The 18548-nt window shown below is 66.4% G+C and carries 17 protein-coding genes; 13 read left to right on the forward strand and 4 right to left on the reverse strand.

Annotated elements, in window-relative coordinates; all coding sequences use genetic code 11:
* Positions 1 to 120: 120 nt before the first annotated feature.
* The 6 genes from Q0A15_RS11460 to Q0A15_RS11485 all read left to right on the forward strand — a co-directional run bounded on the left by Q0A15_RS11460 (position 121) and on the right by Q0A15_RS11485 (position 6006).
* On the forward strand, positions 121 to 786 hold the full coding sequence (locus Q0A15_RS11460; RefSeq protein WP_291279660.1) for a GntR family transcriptional regulator: 666 nt from the start codon (positions 121 to 123) through the stop codon (positions 784 to 786).
* Positions 787 to 844: 58 nt separating this feature from the next.
* Complete coding sequence (gene hpaE / locus Q0A15_RS11465; RefSeq protein WP_291279661.1) at positions 845 to 2347, forward strand: 5-carboxymethyl-2-hydroxymuconate semialdehyde dehydrogenase; 1503 nt, start codon at positions 845 to 847, stop codon at positions 2345 to 2347.
* A 50-nt stretch (positions 2348 to 2397) separates the two neighbouring features.
* Complete coding sequence (gene hpaD / locus Q0A15_RS11470; RefSeq protein ID WP_291279662.1) at positions 2398 to 3537, forward strand: 3,4-dihydroxyphenylacetate 2,3-dioxygenase; 1140 nt, start codon at positions 2398 to 2400, stop codon at positions 3535 to 3537.
* A gap of 140 nt (positions 3538 to 3677) precedes the next feature.
* Positions 3678 to 4385, forward strand: coding sequence for a FadR/GntR family transcriptional regulator (locus Q0A15_RS11475; protein ID WP_291279663.1), 708 nt, complete (start codon positions 3678 to 3680; stop codon positions 4383 to 4385).
* Positions 4382 to 5629 carry an MFS transporter gene (locus tag Q0A15_RS11480; RefSeq protein ID WP_291279664.1) on the forward strand — a complete coding sequence of 416 codons (1248 nt, stop codon included), beginning with the start codon at positions 4382 to 4384 and terminating at the stop codon, positions 5627 to 5629. Before Q0A15_RS11475 ends, Q0A15_RS11480 begins: the two co-directional genes overlap by 4 nt.
* A gap of 68 nt (positions 5630 to 5697) precedes the next feature.
* Complete coding sequence (locus tag Q0A15_RS11485) at positions 5698 to 6006, forward strand: hypothetical protein (RefSeq protein WP_291279665.1); 309 nt, start codon at positions 5698 to 5700, stop codon at positions 6004 to 6006.
* 4 nt (positions 6007 to 6010) lie between these two features.
* On the opposite strand, the gene Q0A15_RS11490 is transcribed toward Q0A15_RS11485, so the two are convergent.
* Positions 6011 to 6352, reverse strand: a complete 342-nt coding sequence (locus tag Q0A15_RS11490) for a hypothetical protein (RefSeq protein WP_291279666.1) — start codon at positions 6350 to 6352, stop codon at positions 6011 to 6013.
* 123 nt (positions 6353 to 6475) lie between these two features.
* A complete protein-coding gene (locus Q0A15_RS11495) occupies positions 6476 to 7063 on the reverse strand; it encodes a hypothetical protein (RefSeq protein WP_291279667.1) in 588 nt (195 codons plus the stop codon).
* Between the two features lie 105 nt (positions 7064 to 7168).
* Here Q0A15_RS11495 and Q0A15_RS11500 point away from each other — a divergent pair, with 105 nt between their 5' ends.
* From Q0A15_RS11500 to Q0A15_RS11515, 4 genes are read left to right on the forward strand one after another with little or no spacing between them, the layout of a single operon-like run.
* A complete protein-coding gene (locus Q0A15_RS11500) occupies positions 7169 to 7825 on the forward strand; it encodes a TetR/AcrR family transcriptional regulator (RefSeq protein ID WP_291279668.1) in 657 nt (218 codons plus the stop codon).
* Positions 7825 to 10743: a YhgE/Pip domain-containing protein gene (locus tag Q0A15_RS11505; protein ID WP_291279669.1), complete on the forward strand. Its 2919-nt coding sequence runs from the start codon at positions 7825 to 7827 to the stop codon at positions 10741 to 10743. Before Q0A15_RS11500 ends, Q0A15_RS11505 begins: the two co-directional genes overlap by 1 nt.
* A gap of 2 nt (positions 10744 to 10745) precedes the next feature.
* Entirely contained in the window at positions 10746 to 11438 is a 693-nt protein-coding gene (locus tag Q0A15_RS11510) for an NADPH-dependent F420 reductase (RefSeq protein WP_291279670.1), read from the forward strand.
* A gap of 46 nt (positions 11439 to 11484) precedes the next feature.
* Positions 11485 to 11712 carry a GNAT family protein gene (locus Q0A15_RS11515; protein ID WP_291279671.1) on the forward strand — a complete coding sequence of 76 codons (228 nt, stop codon included), beginning with the start codon at positions 11485 to 11487 and terminating at the stop codon, positions 11710 to 11712.
* Between the two features lie 230 nt (positions 11713 to 11942).
* Here the strand turns inward: Q0A15_RS11515 and Q0A15_RS11520 are convergent, their stop codons facing one another.
* Together Q0A15_RS11520 and hrpB are read right to left on the reverse strand one after the other, a co-directional pair.
* Positions 11943 to 12419, reverse strand: a complete 477-nt coding sequence (locus Q0A15_RS11520) for a hypothetical protein (RefSeq protein ID WP_291279672.1) — start codon at positions 12417 to 12419, stop codon at positions 11943 to 11945.
* A gap of 5 nt (positions 12420 to 12424) precedes the next feature.
* A complete protein-coding gene (gene hrpB / locus Q0A15_RS11525) occupies positions 12425 to 15049 on the reverse strand; it encodes an ATP-dependent helicase HrpB (RefSeq protein WP_291279673.1) in 2625 nt (874 codons plus the stop codon).
* Between the two features lie 89 nt (positions 15050 to 15138).
* Here hrpB and Q0A15_RS11530 point away from each other — a divergent pair, with 89 nt between their 5' ends.
* The 3 genes from Q0A15_RS11530 to Q0A15_RS11540 all read left to right on the forward strand — a co-directional run bounded on the left by Q0A15_RS11530 (position 15139) and on the right by Q0A15_RS11540 (position 18471).
* A complete protein-coding gene (locus Q0A15_RS11530) occupies positions 15139 to 15699 on the forward strand; it encodes a DUF1697 domain-containing protein (RefSeq protein WP_291279674.1) in 561 nt (186 codons plus the stop codon).
* Positions 15700 to 15892: 193 nt separating this feature from the next.
* Positions 15893 to 16039, forward strand: coding sequence for a hypothetical protein (locus tag Q0A15_RS11535; protein ID WP_291279675.1), 147 nt, complete (start codon positions 15893 to 15895; stop codon positions 16037 to 16039).
* Between the two features lie 194 nt (positions 16040 to 16233).
* Entirely contained in the window at positions 16234 to 18471 is a 2238-nt protein-coding gene (locus Q0A15_RS11540) for an HNH endonuclease signature motif containing protein (protein WP_291279676.1), read from the forward strand.
* The last annotated feature ends 77 nt before the right edge of the window (positions 18472 to 18548 follow it).

The following is an 18548-nucleotide window of genomic DNA, read 5'->3' on the forward strand; positions in this document are numbered from 1 at the left end:
ACCCCCACCCGCCCCGCTCGAAGCGCCTCGACTCTCGATTCCAACCGCGTTCGGGTCACCGCTTCCCATATCCTGGAGGCCTGTTGCGGCCCTCACACCACTTCGTATACGATTTGTGACATGACGGTCACCACGAGCAAGTCGCAGCGCGCCTACGACGGCATCCGGGAGCGGATCCTGGACAGCACGTATGTGCCCGGTTATCGCTTGGTGCTGTCCACGCTTGCCTCGGAACTGGAATGTTCCGTGGTCCCGGTCCGTGAGGCCATCCGCCGCCTGGAAGCAGAGGGCCTCGTCCGCTTCGAACGCAACGTAGGCGCCACCGTCGCCAGCGTGGACAACACTCTCTACCTCAACACCATGCAGACCTTGGCTCTGCTGGAGGGTTCCGCTACCGCGTTGGCTGCTCCCCACATCACCAAGGCAGCCCTCAGCCGTGCTCACCGGGTCAACGACCAGATGGTGGAACTGCTCCAGGACTTCGACCCGGCAGAATTCACCCGCCTGAACACTGAGTTCCACGCCGCGCTCTACGAGGCCTGCCCCAACACCCACCTGTTGGACCTGGTCCACCGTGGATGGACCCGCCTGCGAGCCATTCGGGTCTCCACGTTCTCCACCGTCCCCGAGCGGTCCCAGCACTCCACCGAGGAGCACGAGGCCCTGCTCAACGCCATCGAATCCGGCGCCCCGGCCCAGGAGATCGAGCGACTGGCAAGACAGCATCGCGTCCACACCCTGAACGCCTACCTTGCCGCCGTGGGCGAGCCACCCTCCGCGCTCTGAGCGTTCCCGTAACTTCCACTTCTTCGACATCTTTCCACCGACGTAAGGATCAACGACCATGAGCGTCTCCACCCCCGCAGGTCTTCCCGACAAGATCCAGCACTACATCAACGGCGAATTCGTCGACTCGATTGACGGCGACACCTTCGACGTCCTGGATCCCGTCACCAACGAGCCGTACCTGAAGGCCGCATCCGGCAAGGTCGCAGACATCGACGCCGCCGTGGCCTCCGCCAAGGACGCCTTCGAGAACGGCCCGTGGCCCACCATGCTCCCCCGTGAGCGTGCCCGTGTCCTGAACAAGATCGCCGACGTGATCGAGTCGCGTGAGGACTCCATCGCAGCCTTCGAGTGCTTCGACACCGGCCTGCCGATTACCCAGGCCAAGGGCCAGGCCCGCCGCGCGGCCGAGAACTTCCGCTTCTTCGCCGACCTGATCGTGGCCCAGCACGACGACGCCTTCAAGGTCCCCGGCCGCCAGGCCAACTACGTCAACCGCAAGCCCAAGGGCGTCGCCGGCCTGATCACCCCGTGGAACACTCCCATGATGCTGGAGTCCTGGAAGCTGGCCCCGGCCATCTCCACCGGCAACACCGTGGTCCTCAAGCCCGCGGAGTTCACCCCGCTCTCCGCCTCCCTGTGGCCCGGCATCTTCGAGGAGGCCGGCCTCCCCAAGGGCGTGTTCAACATGGTCCACGGCTTCGGCGAGGAAGGCTTCGCCGGCGATTCCCTGGTCAAGCACCCCGATGTCCCGCTGATCTCCTTCACGGGTGAGTCCGGTACCGGCAAGATCATCTTCGCCAACTCGGCCCCGTACCTGAAGGGCCTGTCCATGGAGCTGGGCGGCAAGTCCCCCGCCGTGGTCTTCGAGGACGCCGACCTCGACGCCGCCATCGATGCCACCATCTTCGGCGTCTTCTCCTTGAACGGTGAGCGTTGCACGGCCGGATCCCGCATCCTGGTCCAGCGCAGCATCTACGACGAGTTCGTTGAGCGCTACGCCGCCCAGGCCTCCCGCGTGAAGGTGGGCCTGCCCTCCGACCCCACCACCGAGGTCGGCGCCATCGTGCACCCCGAGCACTTCGAGAAGGTCATGTCCTACGTCGAGATCGGTAAGGGTGAGGCCCGCCTGGTGGCCGGCGGCGGACGCCCCGAGGGCTTCCCTGAGGGCAACTTCGTCCAGCCCACCGTCTTCGCGGATGTGGCCCCCGACGCCCGCATCTTCCAGGAGGAGATCTTCGGCCCGGTCGTGGCGATCACCCCCTTCGACACCGATGAAGAGGCCCTGGAACTGGCCAACAACACCAAGTACGGCCTGGCCGCCTACATCTGGACCAACGACCTGAAGCGTTCGCACAACTTCGCGCAGAACGTCGAGTCCGGCATGGTGTGGCTCAACTCCAACAACGTCCGCGACCTGCGCACACCCTTCGGTGGCGTCAAGGCCTCCGGGCTGGGCCACGAGGGCGGCTACCGCTCCATCGACTTCTACACGGACCAGCAGGCCGTGCACATCAATCTCGGCGAGGTCCACAACCCCGTCTTCGGCAAGCAGGCCTGAGCGCCTCGGCGCCCATACACACCCCACTGATTCGAGCAAGGACGCTTATCATGACCAATCGCGCCGACATGACGCTGACCTCCTCCGGGTTCTACGTCTCCCAGGAGGCCCCGATCGAGGCCGCCAACGCCCTCCCGACCCCCACCGCTCCGGCCCCGGACATCCTCCGCTGCGCCTACATGGAGCTCGTGGTCACCGACCTGGCCAAGTCCCGTCACTTCTACGTGGAGGTCCTGGGCCTGCATGTGACCGAGGAGGACGACGAGGCCATCTACCTGCGCTCCACCGAGGAGTTCATCCACCACAACCTGGTGCTGCGCAAGGGCCCGATCGCCGCCGTGGCCGCCTTCTCCTACCGTGTCCGCACTCCGGAGGACCTCGACAAGGCCGTCGCCTTCTACAAGGAACTCGACTGCCGCGTGGAGCGCAACGAGAACGGCTTCACGAAGGGTATCGGCGACTCCGTTCGCGTCACCGACCCCCTGGGCTTCCCGTACGAGTTCTTCTACCAGACCGAGCACCAGGAGCGTCTCTCCTGGCGTTACGACCTGCAGGCCCCCGGCGAACTGGTCCGCTTGGACCACTTCAATCAGGTGACCCCGGACGTCCCGAAGGCCACCAAGTTCATGCAGGACCTGGGCTTCCGCGTCACCGAGGACATTCAGGACGATGCCGGCACGGTCTACGCCGCATGGATGCGCCGCAAGCCCACCGTGCATGACACCGCCATGACCGGCGGAGACGGCCCCCGCATGCACCACGTGGCCTTCGCGACCCACGAGAAGCACAACATCCTGGCCATTTGCGACAAGCTCGGTTCCCTGCGCCTGTCGGACTCCATCGAGCGCGGCCCGGGCCGCCACGGGGTCTCCAACGCCTTCTACCTCTACCTTCGTGACCCAGACGGCCACCGCGTGGAGGTCTACACCCAGGACTACTACACGGGCGATCCCGACAACCCGGTCGTCACCTGGGATGTGCATGACAACCAGCGTCGTGACTTCTGGGGCAACCCCGTGGTCCCGTCCTGGTACACGGACGCCTCGCTGGTCCTGGACCTGGACGGCAACCCGCAGCCCGTGGTCTCCCGCACGGACGACTCCGAGATGGACGTGACCATCGGAGCCGACGGCTTCTCCTACACGCGCGCCGACGAGAACAACGGCTTCAAGTTGGGCAACACGCTCTGATCCAGCGCTCTGCGAGCGCTTGAGCCGCGGGTGCCCCGGACTCCTTGGTGGAGTCCGGGGCACCCGCTTTTTCTGTGCCCGACGGCCCGGGCCGGGTGGATCTGGACACGTCAGCCGGAAATGTCCTACATTTACGTTCCATGTGCCCTTCAGCCGCATCGACCCCCCGGACGTCGAAGTCCGCGGCCACCCTGGACGTCCTGCGCTCCCGGTTGACGGACGGAACCTGGCCGGTCGGTACCCGAATCCCGGGAGAACACGACCTCGCCACCGAACTCGGGGTGGGGCGCAATACCCTGAGGGAGGCCCTGCGCTCCCTGACCAACCAGGGGCTCCTGACCGCTCGAGCCGGAGACGGAACCTACGTCATCGCCACGGACGAACTCGCAGCGGCTCTGGCCCGTCGCGTGTCCCCCGAGGAATCCCGTCAGGCACTCGAGGTCCGCGGTGCCCTGGAGATGCAGGCGGCCCGGATCGCGGCCCACCGCATCAGCGACACCGACCTCGACACCCTGAGAGGACTCACCCGGGCCCGGAGCGAAGCCTCTGCCAAGGCCGACGATGCAGCATTCGTCCGCGCCGACCTCGCCTGGCACGAGTTCATCGTGGCCTGCTGCGAGAATCCTCTGCTGACCGATCTCTACGGTGGACTCGACCGGGCCGCCTCCTACACGCGGGAATCCGGCGAGTCGGACGTACCTCGACTGCACAGACCGGCGCAGGCCATGGACCTGGCGCATCACGAGGTCCTGGGGGCTCTGATCGCCAGGGAACCGGACGCGGCCATGCGGGCCGCCGCTCATCTCACCGATATCGCCGCCACTCATCTCTTGGAGGCCAACTCATGAGCCTACCCACCACCGCCCCCGCCAGGATGCTGCGCCCCGCGCTGCTCCTGGCGGGCATCTTCCTGCTGGCCGCCAACATGCGCGGCGCCCTGACCGTGGTCAGTCCGTTGATGGGCGAGATCCGCGCGGACCTCGACATCGGTTCCGCCGGAGCCAGCGCACTGATCTCCCTGCCGCTGCTGTGCTTCGCCGCAGTGTCGCCGTTGGCTCCGAAGCTGGCACGGCGCTTCGGGACGGAGGCGACGCTGACGAGTGCTCTGGTGCTGCTCATGGTGGGTATCGTCCTGCGCTCTCTGCCCCTCGCCGCCCTGCTGTGGGTGGGCACCGTGCTGATCGGCTCCGCCATCGCCTGCATCAACGTCCTGCTGCCGTCTCTGCTCAAACGCGATTTCCCGGATCGCGTCGGCTCCCTGACCGGCGCGTACAACGGCGTGCAATCCGCGTTCGCTGCACTCGCGGCAGGATTTGCCGTCCCCATCGCCGGGCTTCCCGGCTCCGGTTGGCGCCTCGCTCTGGGCTTCACCGCGGCCATCGCGCTCATCGGCATTGCCGTGATGCTCCCGCAGCTTCGCGTCAACGCGCCCCAGCCCGCGCCCGAAGGTGCCCGACGGACGGAGGTGAGTACCACCGTCGGCCATGAGGCAGGTGCCACGCAAGGTTCCGACGGGGGCGGACGCCGCCCGTCGCTGCTGCGCAGCGCCGTTGCGTGGCAGGTCGCCTTGTTCATGGGGCTGCAGTCCTGCGTCTTCTACTCGATGGTCACGTGGTGGCCCACCATCGAACACAGCTACGGGATCTCCACCTCCGTGGCGGGCGTCCACGCCGCGGTCTTCCAGGCCACCGGCATCGTGGGTTCCCTCGTCACCGGTGCGGCGCTCAAACGTGCCCCGAGGCCTGCCACCGTGACCCCGGTGGTCTTCTCGGTGATCGGAGTCTTCGGGATGGTGATGTTCCCGGCCGCGGCCATCGTTTGGACCATCGTGATCGGCCTCGGAGCCGGTGGCTGCATCGTGGCGGCACTCGCCCTGTTCAGCGCCAGGACCCGGGACCACCATCGCGCGGCAGAGCTCTCCGGCATGGGTCAGTCGGTGGGCTATCTGCTCGCCGCAGCGTTACCGCCCACGCTGGGGTTCCTTCACGATGCCACGCACGGCTGGCAGGTCCCGCTTCTGGCCCTGGGCGGAACCATCGTGCTGGCGCTGGTCTTCGCAGCTCTGGGATCTCGTGACCGCGTGGTGGAGTGAGCCATCCCTACGGGTAGGCTTGAAAATCAGATGCACAGTCCGTGCGAGAAGCAGCAGGAGGAACCGCAGTGAGTGAAACCGAACAGCGCGCCAAGGACGTTTACGTCGCGTCGTTGGAGTCGCCTGAGCACCAGAACGCCGTGTCCAAGGCCGGGCGTTTCGTGGCCGGCTTGGCTTCGGCGGCCTTCGGCGACGACGGAAGCGCCTTCAGCGGCGTGGCCGTGGTGATTCGCCGCTTGGACGACCACGCGGTCCTGGCCCGAGTGGACGCCGGAAACTACGAGTCCGACGAGACGCTTCTGGGGATCGTGAACCAGGACCTCGAGGACATGAACGTCGCCGATTTCGTTCAGGCTTGGTCCTCAGAGGACGACTGACCGGTCAGTGGCCCTGAGGGCCCTGGCGCTTGTTGCGTTCGCGCCGTTCGGCGGCCTTGAGCTCTTCGTCGGACAGCTCCGAGGAGCGGTTCACACCTGAGCCTCTACCCATTTCGTCCGGGTTCTCCTTGACGGCCATCATCAACAACGAGATCACCACCAGACCCACCACGAAGGCGATCAGGAAGGCGATGAAGCCGAACTGGAATCGGAGCCCGTTCTCGGTGCCTCCGGTGGAGGCGATGGTGACGACGGCGCCGGCCACCACTCCGAAGATGAGGGAGAGGATGAGGGCAGGGCGGATGCTCTGCTTCCAGCCGTGCTGATCGTCCTTGGGTGCACCCACGGTCAAGGGTCTCCTTCTACCTACTAAATTCACTCGGACCGGAGGTTCATCCGGCCTCAACCGCACAACTGTTCAGGTGGCCTGCGGATTCCACCGGCGATGACAGAGCACGGACATTCCAGTCTACGACTGCTCGGCCGACTTGTTGACATCGCGCCGGTATCCGATCGCGGCCAGGACCTGATGAACACCGATGCAGACCACGATCATGGCGGCGGTACCGAAGATGCCGTGCGGGTCCAGATTGCTACCCAAGGCCACCGACACGAGCACCAGGACCACCGCGCCGATGATCCCCAGTGCGCCGGAGATCACCATGTCCGCGGCGGGACGGCCCAACTCCTTGCGCCCCCAACCGGCCACGAGTTCGCCGATCCCACCCAGCGCCAGACCCAACGCGATGATGGACGCCATCGCTGCGGGCTCGCGGAAGATGAAGAGCAGGACTCCCGCCACGATCCAGCCGAGCGCTGCCGCGGTGAGACCTGTGCGCATCCGTTCCGGAAGACCGGCCAGGCGCGTGACGGGCCAGACGAACAGGGCGCAAAGCAGGAACAGCACGGCGGTGGCGATGGCCACCAGCACGCTCGGCGGGTTCTTGGCCCAGAAGATCCCCAGCAGGGAGTACGCGATGGCGATGACCGCACGGTAGAGCACGGGTTTCCAGAAGACCCGAGCCATGGACGTGGGGTTCACGGCTACTTCAGACACCAGGTCAGTCTATCCGCGCACCCTGTTGCCACGGCCAGGGCCGAAGAGGTCTGATGGGTCACGGCCCCTTGAAGACACTCACTGACAAGTGTAAATTATTTACACGTGACAGATACAGCACTCATGGATCCCCGGTCGGTTCGTAGCCAGGACGCCCTGGTACGGGCCACCCTGCACCTGCTCGCCGAACGTCAGGCCGACGCCATCTCCGTGACCGACGTGGTGCACCTGGCCGAGGTCTCCCGCCCCACGCTCTACCAGCACTTCGGTGATCTCCCGACGCTGATCGTCGCCGCCGTCACGGCCCGGTTGCAGACGCTCTTCGCGGCCAGTCTCCCGAACACCCCCGTGACCACCGCAAAGGACGATGCCTCCGGAAGCGAAGCGATCCACGATCTGCTGCAGCACCTCCTCGACGAGGCCGACGTCTTCCGCCACGCCCTTCACGGCTCCAGCGGATACCCGGTCATCCGGCAACTCGCAGACCTGCTGGCCCGCCGGCTCCAGGAACGCGGTCCCCTCCACGAGGCACTCGAGCGTGGAGCCACCCCGAAGCATCTGGACCGTTTCATAGGCCACGGCGCCGTGGGGATCGTGGCGGATTGGTTGGACGTCCCACCAGCCGACCGCGAAAGCGTGGACGAGGTGACCGCCCGCCTCACCGCACTGCTGCACTTCCAGCTGGACCATTCCTGCGTCACACCTACCACCCCCGATGCAGGCATCTGCACAGAACACATCGACACCGAAGAGGAGGCCTGATGACCAGCACACCAACCGAGCCAACCAGCTGGTTCAAGAAGTACAAGCGCATCATCATCTCCCTCTGCGGAGTCGCCCTGATCCCGCTCCTCTACGCGGGTGCGCTCGTGTGGGTCAACCACGACCCCACGGGGAACCTGGACAAGGTGCCTGCCGCGGTCGTGAACCTGGATTCCCCCGCGAAGGCCTCCAACGGAGACACCCTTGACCTGGGTCCCGACATCGTCGACGAGGTGCTCGGCAACGACGACAAATCCAATCTGGACTGGTCCGAGATGAGCCAGGCCAAGGCCACCAAGGCGCTGGAGAACGGTGACGTTCAGGCCGTCATGACCATCCCGAAGGGATTCTCCGCAGCGGCCGCATCCGCCGGTGACGACGATCCGAGCAAGGCGCACACCACGCAGGTCGACATTCGTACCAACGACGCCTCCAACTACCTGATGGGGACCATCTCGAAGACGGTGGGCCAGACCATCACGGACTCCATCCGCGATCAGGTCACCGACACCTATCTCAAGAACATCTATGTCGGCTTCACCGACATCCACTCCAACATCCAAGAAGCTGCGGACGGTTCCGAGAAACTCTCGGAGAACACCACCAAGGCCCACAAATCCACCGGCGACCTGGTGGTCGGCCTCGAGAAACTGGCCGATGGCAGCGTGCAGCTTGACTCCGGCGCGGGCCAGCTCGCCACGGCGTCGGGCAAGCTGGACTCCGGTGCAGCGACGCTGTCCTCCGGTCTTGGCCAGTTGAAGGACAAGGCGGACGCCCTGCCCGGTTCGGCCAAGAAGTTGGCCGACGGCGCATCCTCCCTGGATGACGGCATCGGCAGTGTGGACACCGCCGTGACCAAGCTGAACTCCGGGGCGAACAGACTCCACGACGCCACCGGCACCATGTCGGATTCGGCCTCAGCGCTGCCCAGTGCCACGAAGAAGCTGGCCTCCGGAGCCCGCCAGGTCGCCGACGGCAATGACACGTTGGCCGCGACCGCTGCTTCTGTGGACGGACAGGTCAATTCCATCGCCGACGGCGTGGACGACACCCTCAACTCCGTAGGCGACCTGCTGGACGCCACCGGCGGGCTTTCCTCCTCCAGCAACATCGACCTGGCAGGCACGGCAAGCAAGGCCAAGTCCGACGCCGATGCGCTGCTGTCCAATGACCGGATGCAGGAGTTCCTGAACCAGCCCGGTAACGAGGATCTCAAGGCGCGCCTGAGCACACTGAAGAGCAACACCGATTCCGTGGCGGACGGTGCCGCCAAGACCCGCGACGCCATCAAGCGCGCGGAACAGGCCGCGGGCATCGTGGACAACGGGCAGGGCGCCAGCGTGGATGACCTGAAGGCCGCCACCGCCAAGGTGCGGGCCACGTCCAAGCAGCTCAAGGACTCCACCGCGCAGCTCTCCTCCGGCGCGGATCAGGTCGCCGACGGTACCGCGGAATTGGCCCAGAAGGCCCCCGCTCTGGCCAGCGGCGCCAAGCAGCTGGATTCCGCCACCGGGACGCTTGCCGACGGCACGTCCCAGCTGCATTCGAACCTGCCCAAGCTCGTGGACGGGGCAGGCGCCCTCGCGGACGGTACTGCTCAACTGAACGATTCCGTTCCCAACCTGGTCGGCGCCGTTGGGCAGCTCGCAGATGGCGCGGACACCTTGCACAACGGGACGGGACAGCTGAAGACGGCGACCGCGAAGTTGGCTGGGTCCACCTCGGACCTCGTGGACGGCTCCAAGTCCGCCAGCGATGGGTCGGCAGAGCTCGAGGACGGCCTCGGCCAGTTGGCCGATGGCGCAGACGAGCTCAACGACGGCCTCGCGGACGGTGTGGATCAGATCCCGAACTACTCCGACTCCGAGCAGAAGCACCTTGCGAAGGTGAATGCGACTCCAGTGTCCTCCGACAACGCCCAGGACAACTCCATGGGCAACTACGGGACCGGTCTGAGCCCGTACTTCATGTCCCTTGCCCTGTGGATCGGTGGGATCGGCTTCTTCATGCTGATGGCCCCGCTGAGCCAGCGCCTGCTGAACAGCCGCCTCCCCAGCCCCGTCGTGGCGCTGCGCTCCGTGTGGGCGCCGGCCATCATGGCCGTGGTCCAGGCCGCGCTGGTGATGATCATGGTGCACTTCGTGATCGGCATCGACATGGCTCACCCGGTCGAGGTGTGGGGGCTGGCGATGTTCGCGTCCCTGACCTTCCTGATCGTCAATCAGGGGCTGATCGCGATCCTGGGCGCCCCCGGCCGGTTCATCTCCCTGATCCTGGTGGTCCTCCAGGTGGCCTCGGCCGGCGGCACCTACCCGGTGCAGACCATGCCCGAGTTCCTGCAGGGACTGCGCACGGTTCTACCGATGACCTACACCACGCAGGCCTTCCGTTCCCTGATCGCCGGCGGTCCCGCCAACGGCGTGGGTGCCTGCCTGCTGGTGCTGTCCATCTGGCTCGTGATCGGGTTGGTGTTCATCACCCTGGCCGTGTTCCTGGCACGTCGTTCCGAGACCGTCCGGGACTGGGCCACCCTGGCCCCCGGACGCCCCAATGGGGGTCGTCCCGCCTCGGAGATCGAGCCTGTCACGATCCCCTCCCAGCGGGAATCGATGCCCGACGTCCCGGCGCAGGACCGCGAGCTCGTCGGCGTGGGTGCCGGGACGGCAACCGCTGGTGCGGTCGCGGCGGCCTCCGGCCGTCACGCGGCCGATCCCGAGCCGGTCACCTTGGCAGACGAGATCTTGGCGGAGCCGGAGACCGACGAGCCGGAAGCCGAGCCGGATGAAGCACCGACGGAGACGTTGGACGCCGTGGAGAGCGAGAGTCTCGACGAGCCGTCGGACATGACAGACGAGGCCCCCGCGGCCGAGCCTGCACCGGAACCTACCGACAACGACAACACGAAGGAGAACGACTGAACATGAGCACTATCGGATTCATCGGAGCAGGATTGATCGGCGCCACCGTGGCACGCCTGGCCGTCCAGGGCGGGCACAACGTGGTCCTCAGTAATTCTCGTGAACCCCGCACGTTGCTACCGCTGGCCGCGGCGCTGGGGCCGCAGGCTCGTGCCGCCTCCCGCGGGGAGGCTGCCGAGGCCGCCGACATCGTGGTCGTGACGATCCCGCTCGGTGCGCTGACGGATGTTCCCGTCGAGCCGCTGAAGGGTAAGACGGTGATCGACACGTCCAATTACTACTGGCAGCGCGACGGCCACATCGATGTCCTGGACGCCCGCAGCATCACCACTTCGCAGATCCTGGCGGATCACCTGCCGGAATCCCACGTGGTGAAGGCATTCAACAACATCAACTTCAAGCACCTTGGACTGCTGGCTCGGCCTGCCGGAGACCCGGAACGCACGCCCTTGGTGATCGCCGGTGACGACGCCGCGGCGAAGGAGCAGGTCACCGCATTCCTGGACTCGATCGGGTACGACGCCCTGGACGCGGGCGCGCTCGCCGAGGGCTGGCGCTTCGACAACGGTGAGCCGGCCTACGGCAAGCCCTACCTGGGCCCCGATGCCGACCCCACGAACATCCTCGCGATGGGCAACGGCCAGGCCGCCACCCGCGCGGAGTTGGAGGCGGCACTGGCTGCGGCCACCCGCTGAGCTCATTCCTCCCCGCACCGATTCAGGGCCTGGATTCGACACCCACGTGCCGCATCCAGGCCCTGATGCCGTACGGCTGCTCACCGACTATGGCTTCCGGGAGATGGGGCTCAATCGGATCGAGATCCGTGTCCACGCGTTCAACACTCCGGCCCACCACGTGTACCGAAAAGTCGGTTACCAGGTCGACGGTGTACGCCGCGACGCAACGTTCCATGACGGGAGATTCCACGACGAGATCATCATGTCGGCCCTGTCGCGCGAGTGGCTCTGACCGCCGGTTTCCTGGCTTCTGCCGTCAGTAGCCGCGCAGTCTCTCCCACCAACTGGGACGTTCCGGCACACCGTCTCCTGCCAGATCTACGATCCACTGTGGCGTCTTCCTCTTCAGACGGCGATCCGCATAGACACGAACCTGCGCTGCGATCCGCCTCTCTTCCAAACTCCGGTTGGGATTTCCGCGGCTCCAGTCCTGTTCTTCCCTGGGTCTTTGGTCCACGACACTCATGGCCCCTCCTCTGTCGTTGCTTCATTATCTACCGCTTCTGACTCTTTGGCGACAGGTGGAAACTCGTTGGAATCACCGCTGGGGCTTCTGCCACGTTCCAGGACGGTTGCAGTCATCACGGCCGAAAGAAAAGCCATCTCTTGCTTGGTAGCCAAGGGACTTTTGACCAGTACTCGCACCGCATCGGCCCCAATCGCATGCTCCGCCGCGGACGCCTCTTCGTCCACGTACTTCCCCAGCGCCCACTCGGTCTGTTCCCACCAGGTCTCGTGGCGGTTCTTCCTCGTCGTAACGGTGAGAGTCACCGCTGCGGCAACCAACGCCACAGCTCCTGCGAACCCGGGAGACGACGCCCACTCAGACAGCCACGGCCAGGTGTACTCCGTCCACCACATCGTCGTTCTCCTCCCCCGCATCCTCGGTGAGGAGCTCAGCCTAGCGAGGTCGGGCCCTTCGCCGCAGACGTTGTCCACAGCCCCTACCTCCCCTCCAACCTCCGCTTGGTCAGGTGCGTGGCCTCGGCGCTCCAAGGATCCTCGGGCCAGGGGTGCTTGGGATAGCGGCCCCGCATTTCGGAGCGCACCTGTGCGTAGGGCCCCGACCAGAAGCTGGCCAGATCGTCGGTGACGGCCAGGGGCCTGCGCGCGGGCGAGAGCAAGTGGAACAGCACGGGCGCCCGGCCGTCCGCCAGCCGCGGCGTCTCGGCCCAGCCAAAGCACTCCTGCAACTTCACGGCTACTACCGGCGGTCCGTCATCGCCCACCTCCGGGTAGTCCACGGTCGCCGTGTTCCCTGACGGGACGCGCAGTCGCTCGGGTGCGAGTTCGTCGAGCCGGGCGGCCTCCGGCCACGGCAGCAACCGCCGCAACGGATCCGTCAAATCCACTTTGGCAGCGGGCGTCCCACCGGCCAGACGACGCAGCTCGGGCGCCAGCCATTCGTCCAGGCGGGCCAACAGTGCCGGCTCCGAGGCGTCAGGCCACGGCTCCCCCAGTTCCCGGTGCAGGAAGCCCAAGCGCCGCCGAAGCCCGTCCGCGGGCTCGGAGAAGTTCAGTACCCCGAGTCCTTGCTCCCTCAGCGCCGCGGCGACGGCCGCCGCACCACTCTCCGCGTCGGCACGGACCGGTGTGGAAGCCAGTTCGATGGCCCCGAGGGCCCGCACCTTCCGAGCACGCACCTTCCCCTCCACAAACTCGGCCCGGGTCTCCTCGACGAGCAGGTCCCCGCCCAACTCGAGCGCTACCTTCTCGCTCAGGGGCGCGGCGGCACGGATCACCGCGCCGGTTCCTGCTGCGGCGCGGCCACCCGCCCTGGTCACGTCGGAGACGGCCAGCCACTCGTGCCCGGCCAACCCGGAGCCCTGAGGCACGCCGGCGCGAGTTCCCGAGGCCAGCAGATACGACTGTGGGCCAACGCGTTTGGCGATCCGTTCCGGCCAGGCCAGCGCAGCCACCACGGGCAGCGCCCTCGCGATCTGCCCGGCGGAGGGAGCCCCAGTGCTCGACGGCTCGTGACCCACCAATCGCTGCTGCCCCACCAACCGCCGCAAGCGCGCCGCCTCGCGGCGCACCGCTCCCTGGCCTCCTGTCCCGCTCCGCCCGGTGACCTGACGCGCGAGAGCCGTCAGATCGCCGTCGGGCACTCGCAGATCCGAGGTGGCGACGGCCACCGCCCAGACGATGGCCGCCGGGGCGAGGTCATGATCGCGAGCGGCCTCGAGACCGTCGAGCAGGGCCCTGCCCCAACGGGGCTCCAAGGGCAGTTCCGCCAGGTGGGCGCCCAGCGGCGTGGCCCTGCCGTCTGCCTCCACCGCTCCGAGCGAGCGCAGGGTGGCCTCGGCATCGGCGATGCTGCCCGCAGGAGGCGCGTCCGGGAGGGCAAGACCCTCACCCCGCGGCGTCCCCCAGGCCGCGAGCGTCAGCGCTGCCTGAGTCAGGTCCGCGCTGAGGATCTCCGGCGTCACGTGGGCAGGGGCGGCCGCGAGGGTGCGCTCGTCGTAGCAGCGCACCACGGTTCCTGGCCCGAGTCGGGCGGCTCGACCGGCCCGCTGCTCCACCGAGGCGCGCGAGGCCTGGACGGTCACCAGACCCTGCATGCCGCGGGCCGCGTCGCGGCGGGGTTCACGGGAGAGGCCCGCGTCGATCACCAGTCGCACGCCTGGCACGGTGAGCGAGGACTCGGCGAGCGCCGTGGAGACGATGATCCTGGGACTGCCGCCGGGTTCGCGTCCGGAGATGGCCCGGTCCTGTTCGGACGCGGGGGCGGAGCCGGAGAGTTCCAGGACTTCGGTGTTCTTGGTGAGGTTTCGCAGCTGCTCGGCGACCCGGGAGACCTCCCGGGCACCGGGCAGGAAGACGAGCGCGTCCACAGTGGGGTCTGCATCGAATGCCTTGGCGTGCGTTTCAGCCACGACGTGGGCCACGTGTGCCAGGAACCCCGGCGTGACGCCGCGGTCGTCCTGGCGCGGGCCGTCGCTCGGTTGGTAGGCCACCGTCAGGGGGTGCAGGGCGGTCGGCGAGTCCACCAACGGCGCCGCGGTGCCGTCCGTTGCGAGGAGCCGCGCAAAACGCGGGGCATCCAGCGTCGCGGACATGGCAACAAGGGTGAGGTCATCACGCAGTTCGCGGACCTCACTGAGCAGACCCAGGAGCAGGTCGGTGTCGAGTTGGCGTTCGTGGACCTCATCCACGATGACGGCGTCCACACCGGTGAGTTCAGGGTCGGCCAGGAGCCTGCGCAGCAGCAGGCCCGGTGTCACGAACTCCACGCGTGTCCCGGGACCGGCCTTGTGCTCTCCGCGCACGGAATACCCGGAACGCTCCCCCAGCTCGGACCCGTCCAGCTGGGCCAGTCGGCGTGCGGCGGATCGCGCAGCGACTCGGCGGGGCTGGGTCACCACGACCTTGCCTTGATCTCCGCGGGCGGCCACCAGATTCGCCACCGTCGGCGGAACCAACGTGGTCTTGCCGGTGCCGGGCGGGGCCTGCACCACCGAGGTGGGATGGTGTTCCAGCGCTGCGGTCAGCCGATCCAGGACCTGAGCAAAGACGAGACCCTGGCCGATGGCGGACACGTCGAAGGGCGTGAGGTCTGCAGATGCCATACCCACCATTCTGCCGCTGCGAACCGACTGCGTCGTTGCGATCCGGCTCCTGCCTCCTCACCACTCGGTTCGGGATCTAGTTTGGACTCATGCCTTCAGTAGCCGAATCTCCTCGGACAGTGGTCCTCCTGCGCGGCGTCAACGTGGGCGGCCACCGGCTGGCCATGACAGATTTTCGTGCCACGCTGGAGTCGCTGGGCTGCACGGACGTGGTCACCTACATCCAGTCGGGCAATGCCGTGGTGACACCGCCTCCGAACCTCAGCCCTCGCGGGCCGGAACTGGAACAGATCCTGAGCGCAGCGATCGGCGAGGTGGCCGGGTACGAGGTCCCAGTGGTGACCCGCACCGCGGACGAACTCGCTGCCATCGTGGACGCCAAGCCGTATGAGGTGGAGCAGGGCAAGCAGCTGCACGTGACCTTCTTCAGTTTGCCCCCTGCGTCGACCCTGCTGGACGGCCTGGACCTGGATGCCTTCCTGCCGGAGGCCTGCACCGTCTCCGGACGCGAGATCTACCTCTATGTTCCGAAGGGCATGGGCGTCGCCAAGCTTCCGGTGCAGCTGGAACGCGCTGCCCGCCGCACAGGAAAACCTGGGACCACACGCAACTGGAATTCGGTGCTGAAACTGCTCAGCCTGGCTCAGTGAGTCAGCACCCCGCCGCCCAAATCTCGGGGATTGCTGCACCTACCTACAATACGACTCGCGCTAGTTAGTCAATAACTCTCGCTTAGTGAGGCATAGGCCCTTGCGGCAGGAGGAGCAACGCGACCGTGGCACCACGCTCACGGAGGAACAGCGGGCCAGCACCGTGTCTTGGCCGTAACCGGGGGACCCAGGCATGCCGCAGGCCATCGCCCTGATCGCGACGATGGCCTGCTGCCTCGAGGCATTCACCCCGCCCGCTGCACTCGCCGCGCTCGCCGCACCCGGCCTGTCCCGCTCACCCCGCACCCGCACCCGCACCCGCACCCGACGGTCACCCTGAGGCCGGCGCTGCGACCAATTCAACCCATTTGAACGTTGGAATGAAATGTTAATTTTCCAGGCAAGGATTGTTCATGCCACCATTTATCGGCGTGTCGTCCACAGGTTCCGCATTACCTGAGAGATTGTCTGGGAAGAGCCTGGCAGTTATTGAAAATTCTGGACCCGATTGTTGTGTACTAGTAGAGTCGGTGCATGGAAGCGAATCGGGGGATCCGCTCAGGGGGCAACACCACCTCAGGGGACCAGAAGACCAATACCGGGCACCACACCGCCCATCAGCAGGCAACGTCCACAGCGAATGGGTCACCTGCCAAGGCCGTCGCGACCGCGCCGCCATCCGCTTCCCCGACGTCTCAGATGGTGCGGCCGCCCGCAGCGCTGGCGGAACTGAAGGGCCACATCGCCTTGCTGGACGGAGACGTTTTCACCGATTGGTCTCTGGGCGATGCGCTGGCCGGCCTGGAGACCTTGGAAACCATCAAGCGCATGATCGAAGCCAGGCAGGCACTGATCACCACCCACATCGTCCAGATCCGGTGCCAGGCCGCGGAGAAAGCAGAACGTTCCACCCGCAATATCCCCGCAGAGGTCGGCAAGGATCTCGGATTGGTGCGCAAACTCAACGGCTCCCGTGCACGGCAAGTCGTAGACCTGGCCTGTGAGTGCCCGGACCAGGCGCCACTGACATTCGCGTTGTGGTTGGACGGGAAGGTTTCCGAGGACCAAGCCCTCACCCTCTTCAAACACACCTCGTTACTGACTCCTGCCGGCCGTTTCGAAGCCGACGACAACCTGGCAGAGGATCTCCCCAACCTGGGGATACGGGAACTGCGCAAGCGACTCGATGACGTGGTCACCCAGCTGGAACCTGAATTGGTGGCGGAACGGCGTCGGAAGGCTGCCGCGAACAGGCGTGCGGGTTTCACGTACCGGCCGGACGGGATGATGAACCTCAACGCCCTCCTGCCCGGCGTCGCCGGGCAGGCCATGGAAACCATCCTCTCCACCTACGCCCGCTCCAAGCGACACCGGTCGGATGAACACGAGGGGGACGAACGCACGCAAGACCAGCTCAAGGCCGACCTACTTACCGCCCTCGTCATCGGCTGGGCCAAAGCCACCAAAGGCGTCCCCGACGAGTTCTTGAGGGCTCACCACATCGGCTGCGGCGGTGAACCCGGCCAACCCTGCACCCAAGCCCAAGCCCAAGCCCACAGTGACTCGGGCAAGGGGAAAGCCCCAAGCGATGGGCACGCAGACGGTGACTGTCCGCTTCACCACCGCAAACCAGCAGGTCACCAAACTGAACCCGAAGAGGCCGCCGCCAAGAGCGGGAACAACAGTGGAGGAGAAAGCGCGACCTGCCAGTGCGGTGCCGCCCTGGACGACCCGGGAGAACTCTGCACCCCGACCACCGGTTTCACCGACGTGGAAACCGTCGGGGGCCTCTTCAGCCACCTCGTCCCCACCGACGACGGCATGCCGGCCACGCACGGTAGGCCAGCTGCCGAGACCGGCGACCACGGCGCCGCCACCGAGCATGGGATACCGGCGGGGATGGAGTTTGACTCCACTCTCGGGCTGCTACTCCCGGCCGGGGTGGGGGTCCACGTGAACCTCGTGATGACCGACCTGTCGGCGTTCGGGATTACGGACCAACCGGCGCAGATCTTCGGGCTGGGCCCCTACCCGGCCGAGATGGCGAGGGAAGTGATCCACACCGCCCATACCCGCCACTCCGCGACGTTGCGGCGGTTGTACACCGATCCAGCTTCGGGGGCGTTGATGCGAATGGAATCCACCGCCCGCACCTTCCCCGACGGATTAGGCAAGATGATCGCCCTCCGCGACGGGCACTGCCGCTTCCCGTTCTGCGACGCACCCATCAGACACCTGGACCACATCCAACCCCACGCAGAAGGCGGACCCACCAGCTATTCCAACGGCCAAGGACTCTGCGCCCGCCACAACCTCCTCAAAGAGGGCAACCATGCCAGCACTCATCCCGAACCCAGCACGCCGGGCGACATCAGACTTTATGGGCAGGACAGCAGCGCGGTTGCCGGCCGGGACATCGGTTGTGGCGGAGGTGTCAGCGATGTCGAAATCGGCGCACAAGCCGCGCGAGACGCTGATGCCGGCAGCCCCAGTGGTCAACGCTACGGCGAGATTCTGGGCGGCGGCGCCGTCATCACCGTCCTCTCGACCGGCATGAAATTCACCTCACCAACCCGCGCCTTCCCATCGGAATCTCCCATGAGCGTGGCCGAGGATCACTACTGGCGCGGCTACCGCGAAGGCCGAGGAGACCAACGCCAACAACTTGTCGACCGCGAACACGACCTCCAACGCCAAGAAGACGTCATCTTCGCCGCAGAAGACCACCTCAAGCGGATCGCCGACGTACTCCTCGACAACGGCGCCGCTTAGACCGGTAAGGCCGCCGCCTGAGTGTCGAAGCCAGTCGCTGCCGAGCGGGACACGTTGGCGACCTGACAGAGTGACGA

The organism is Galactobacter sp. (assembly GCF_022712295.1).
Classification (GTDB): domain Bacteria; phylum Actinomycetota; class Actinomycetes; order Actinomycetales; family Micrococcaceae; genus Galactobacter.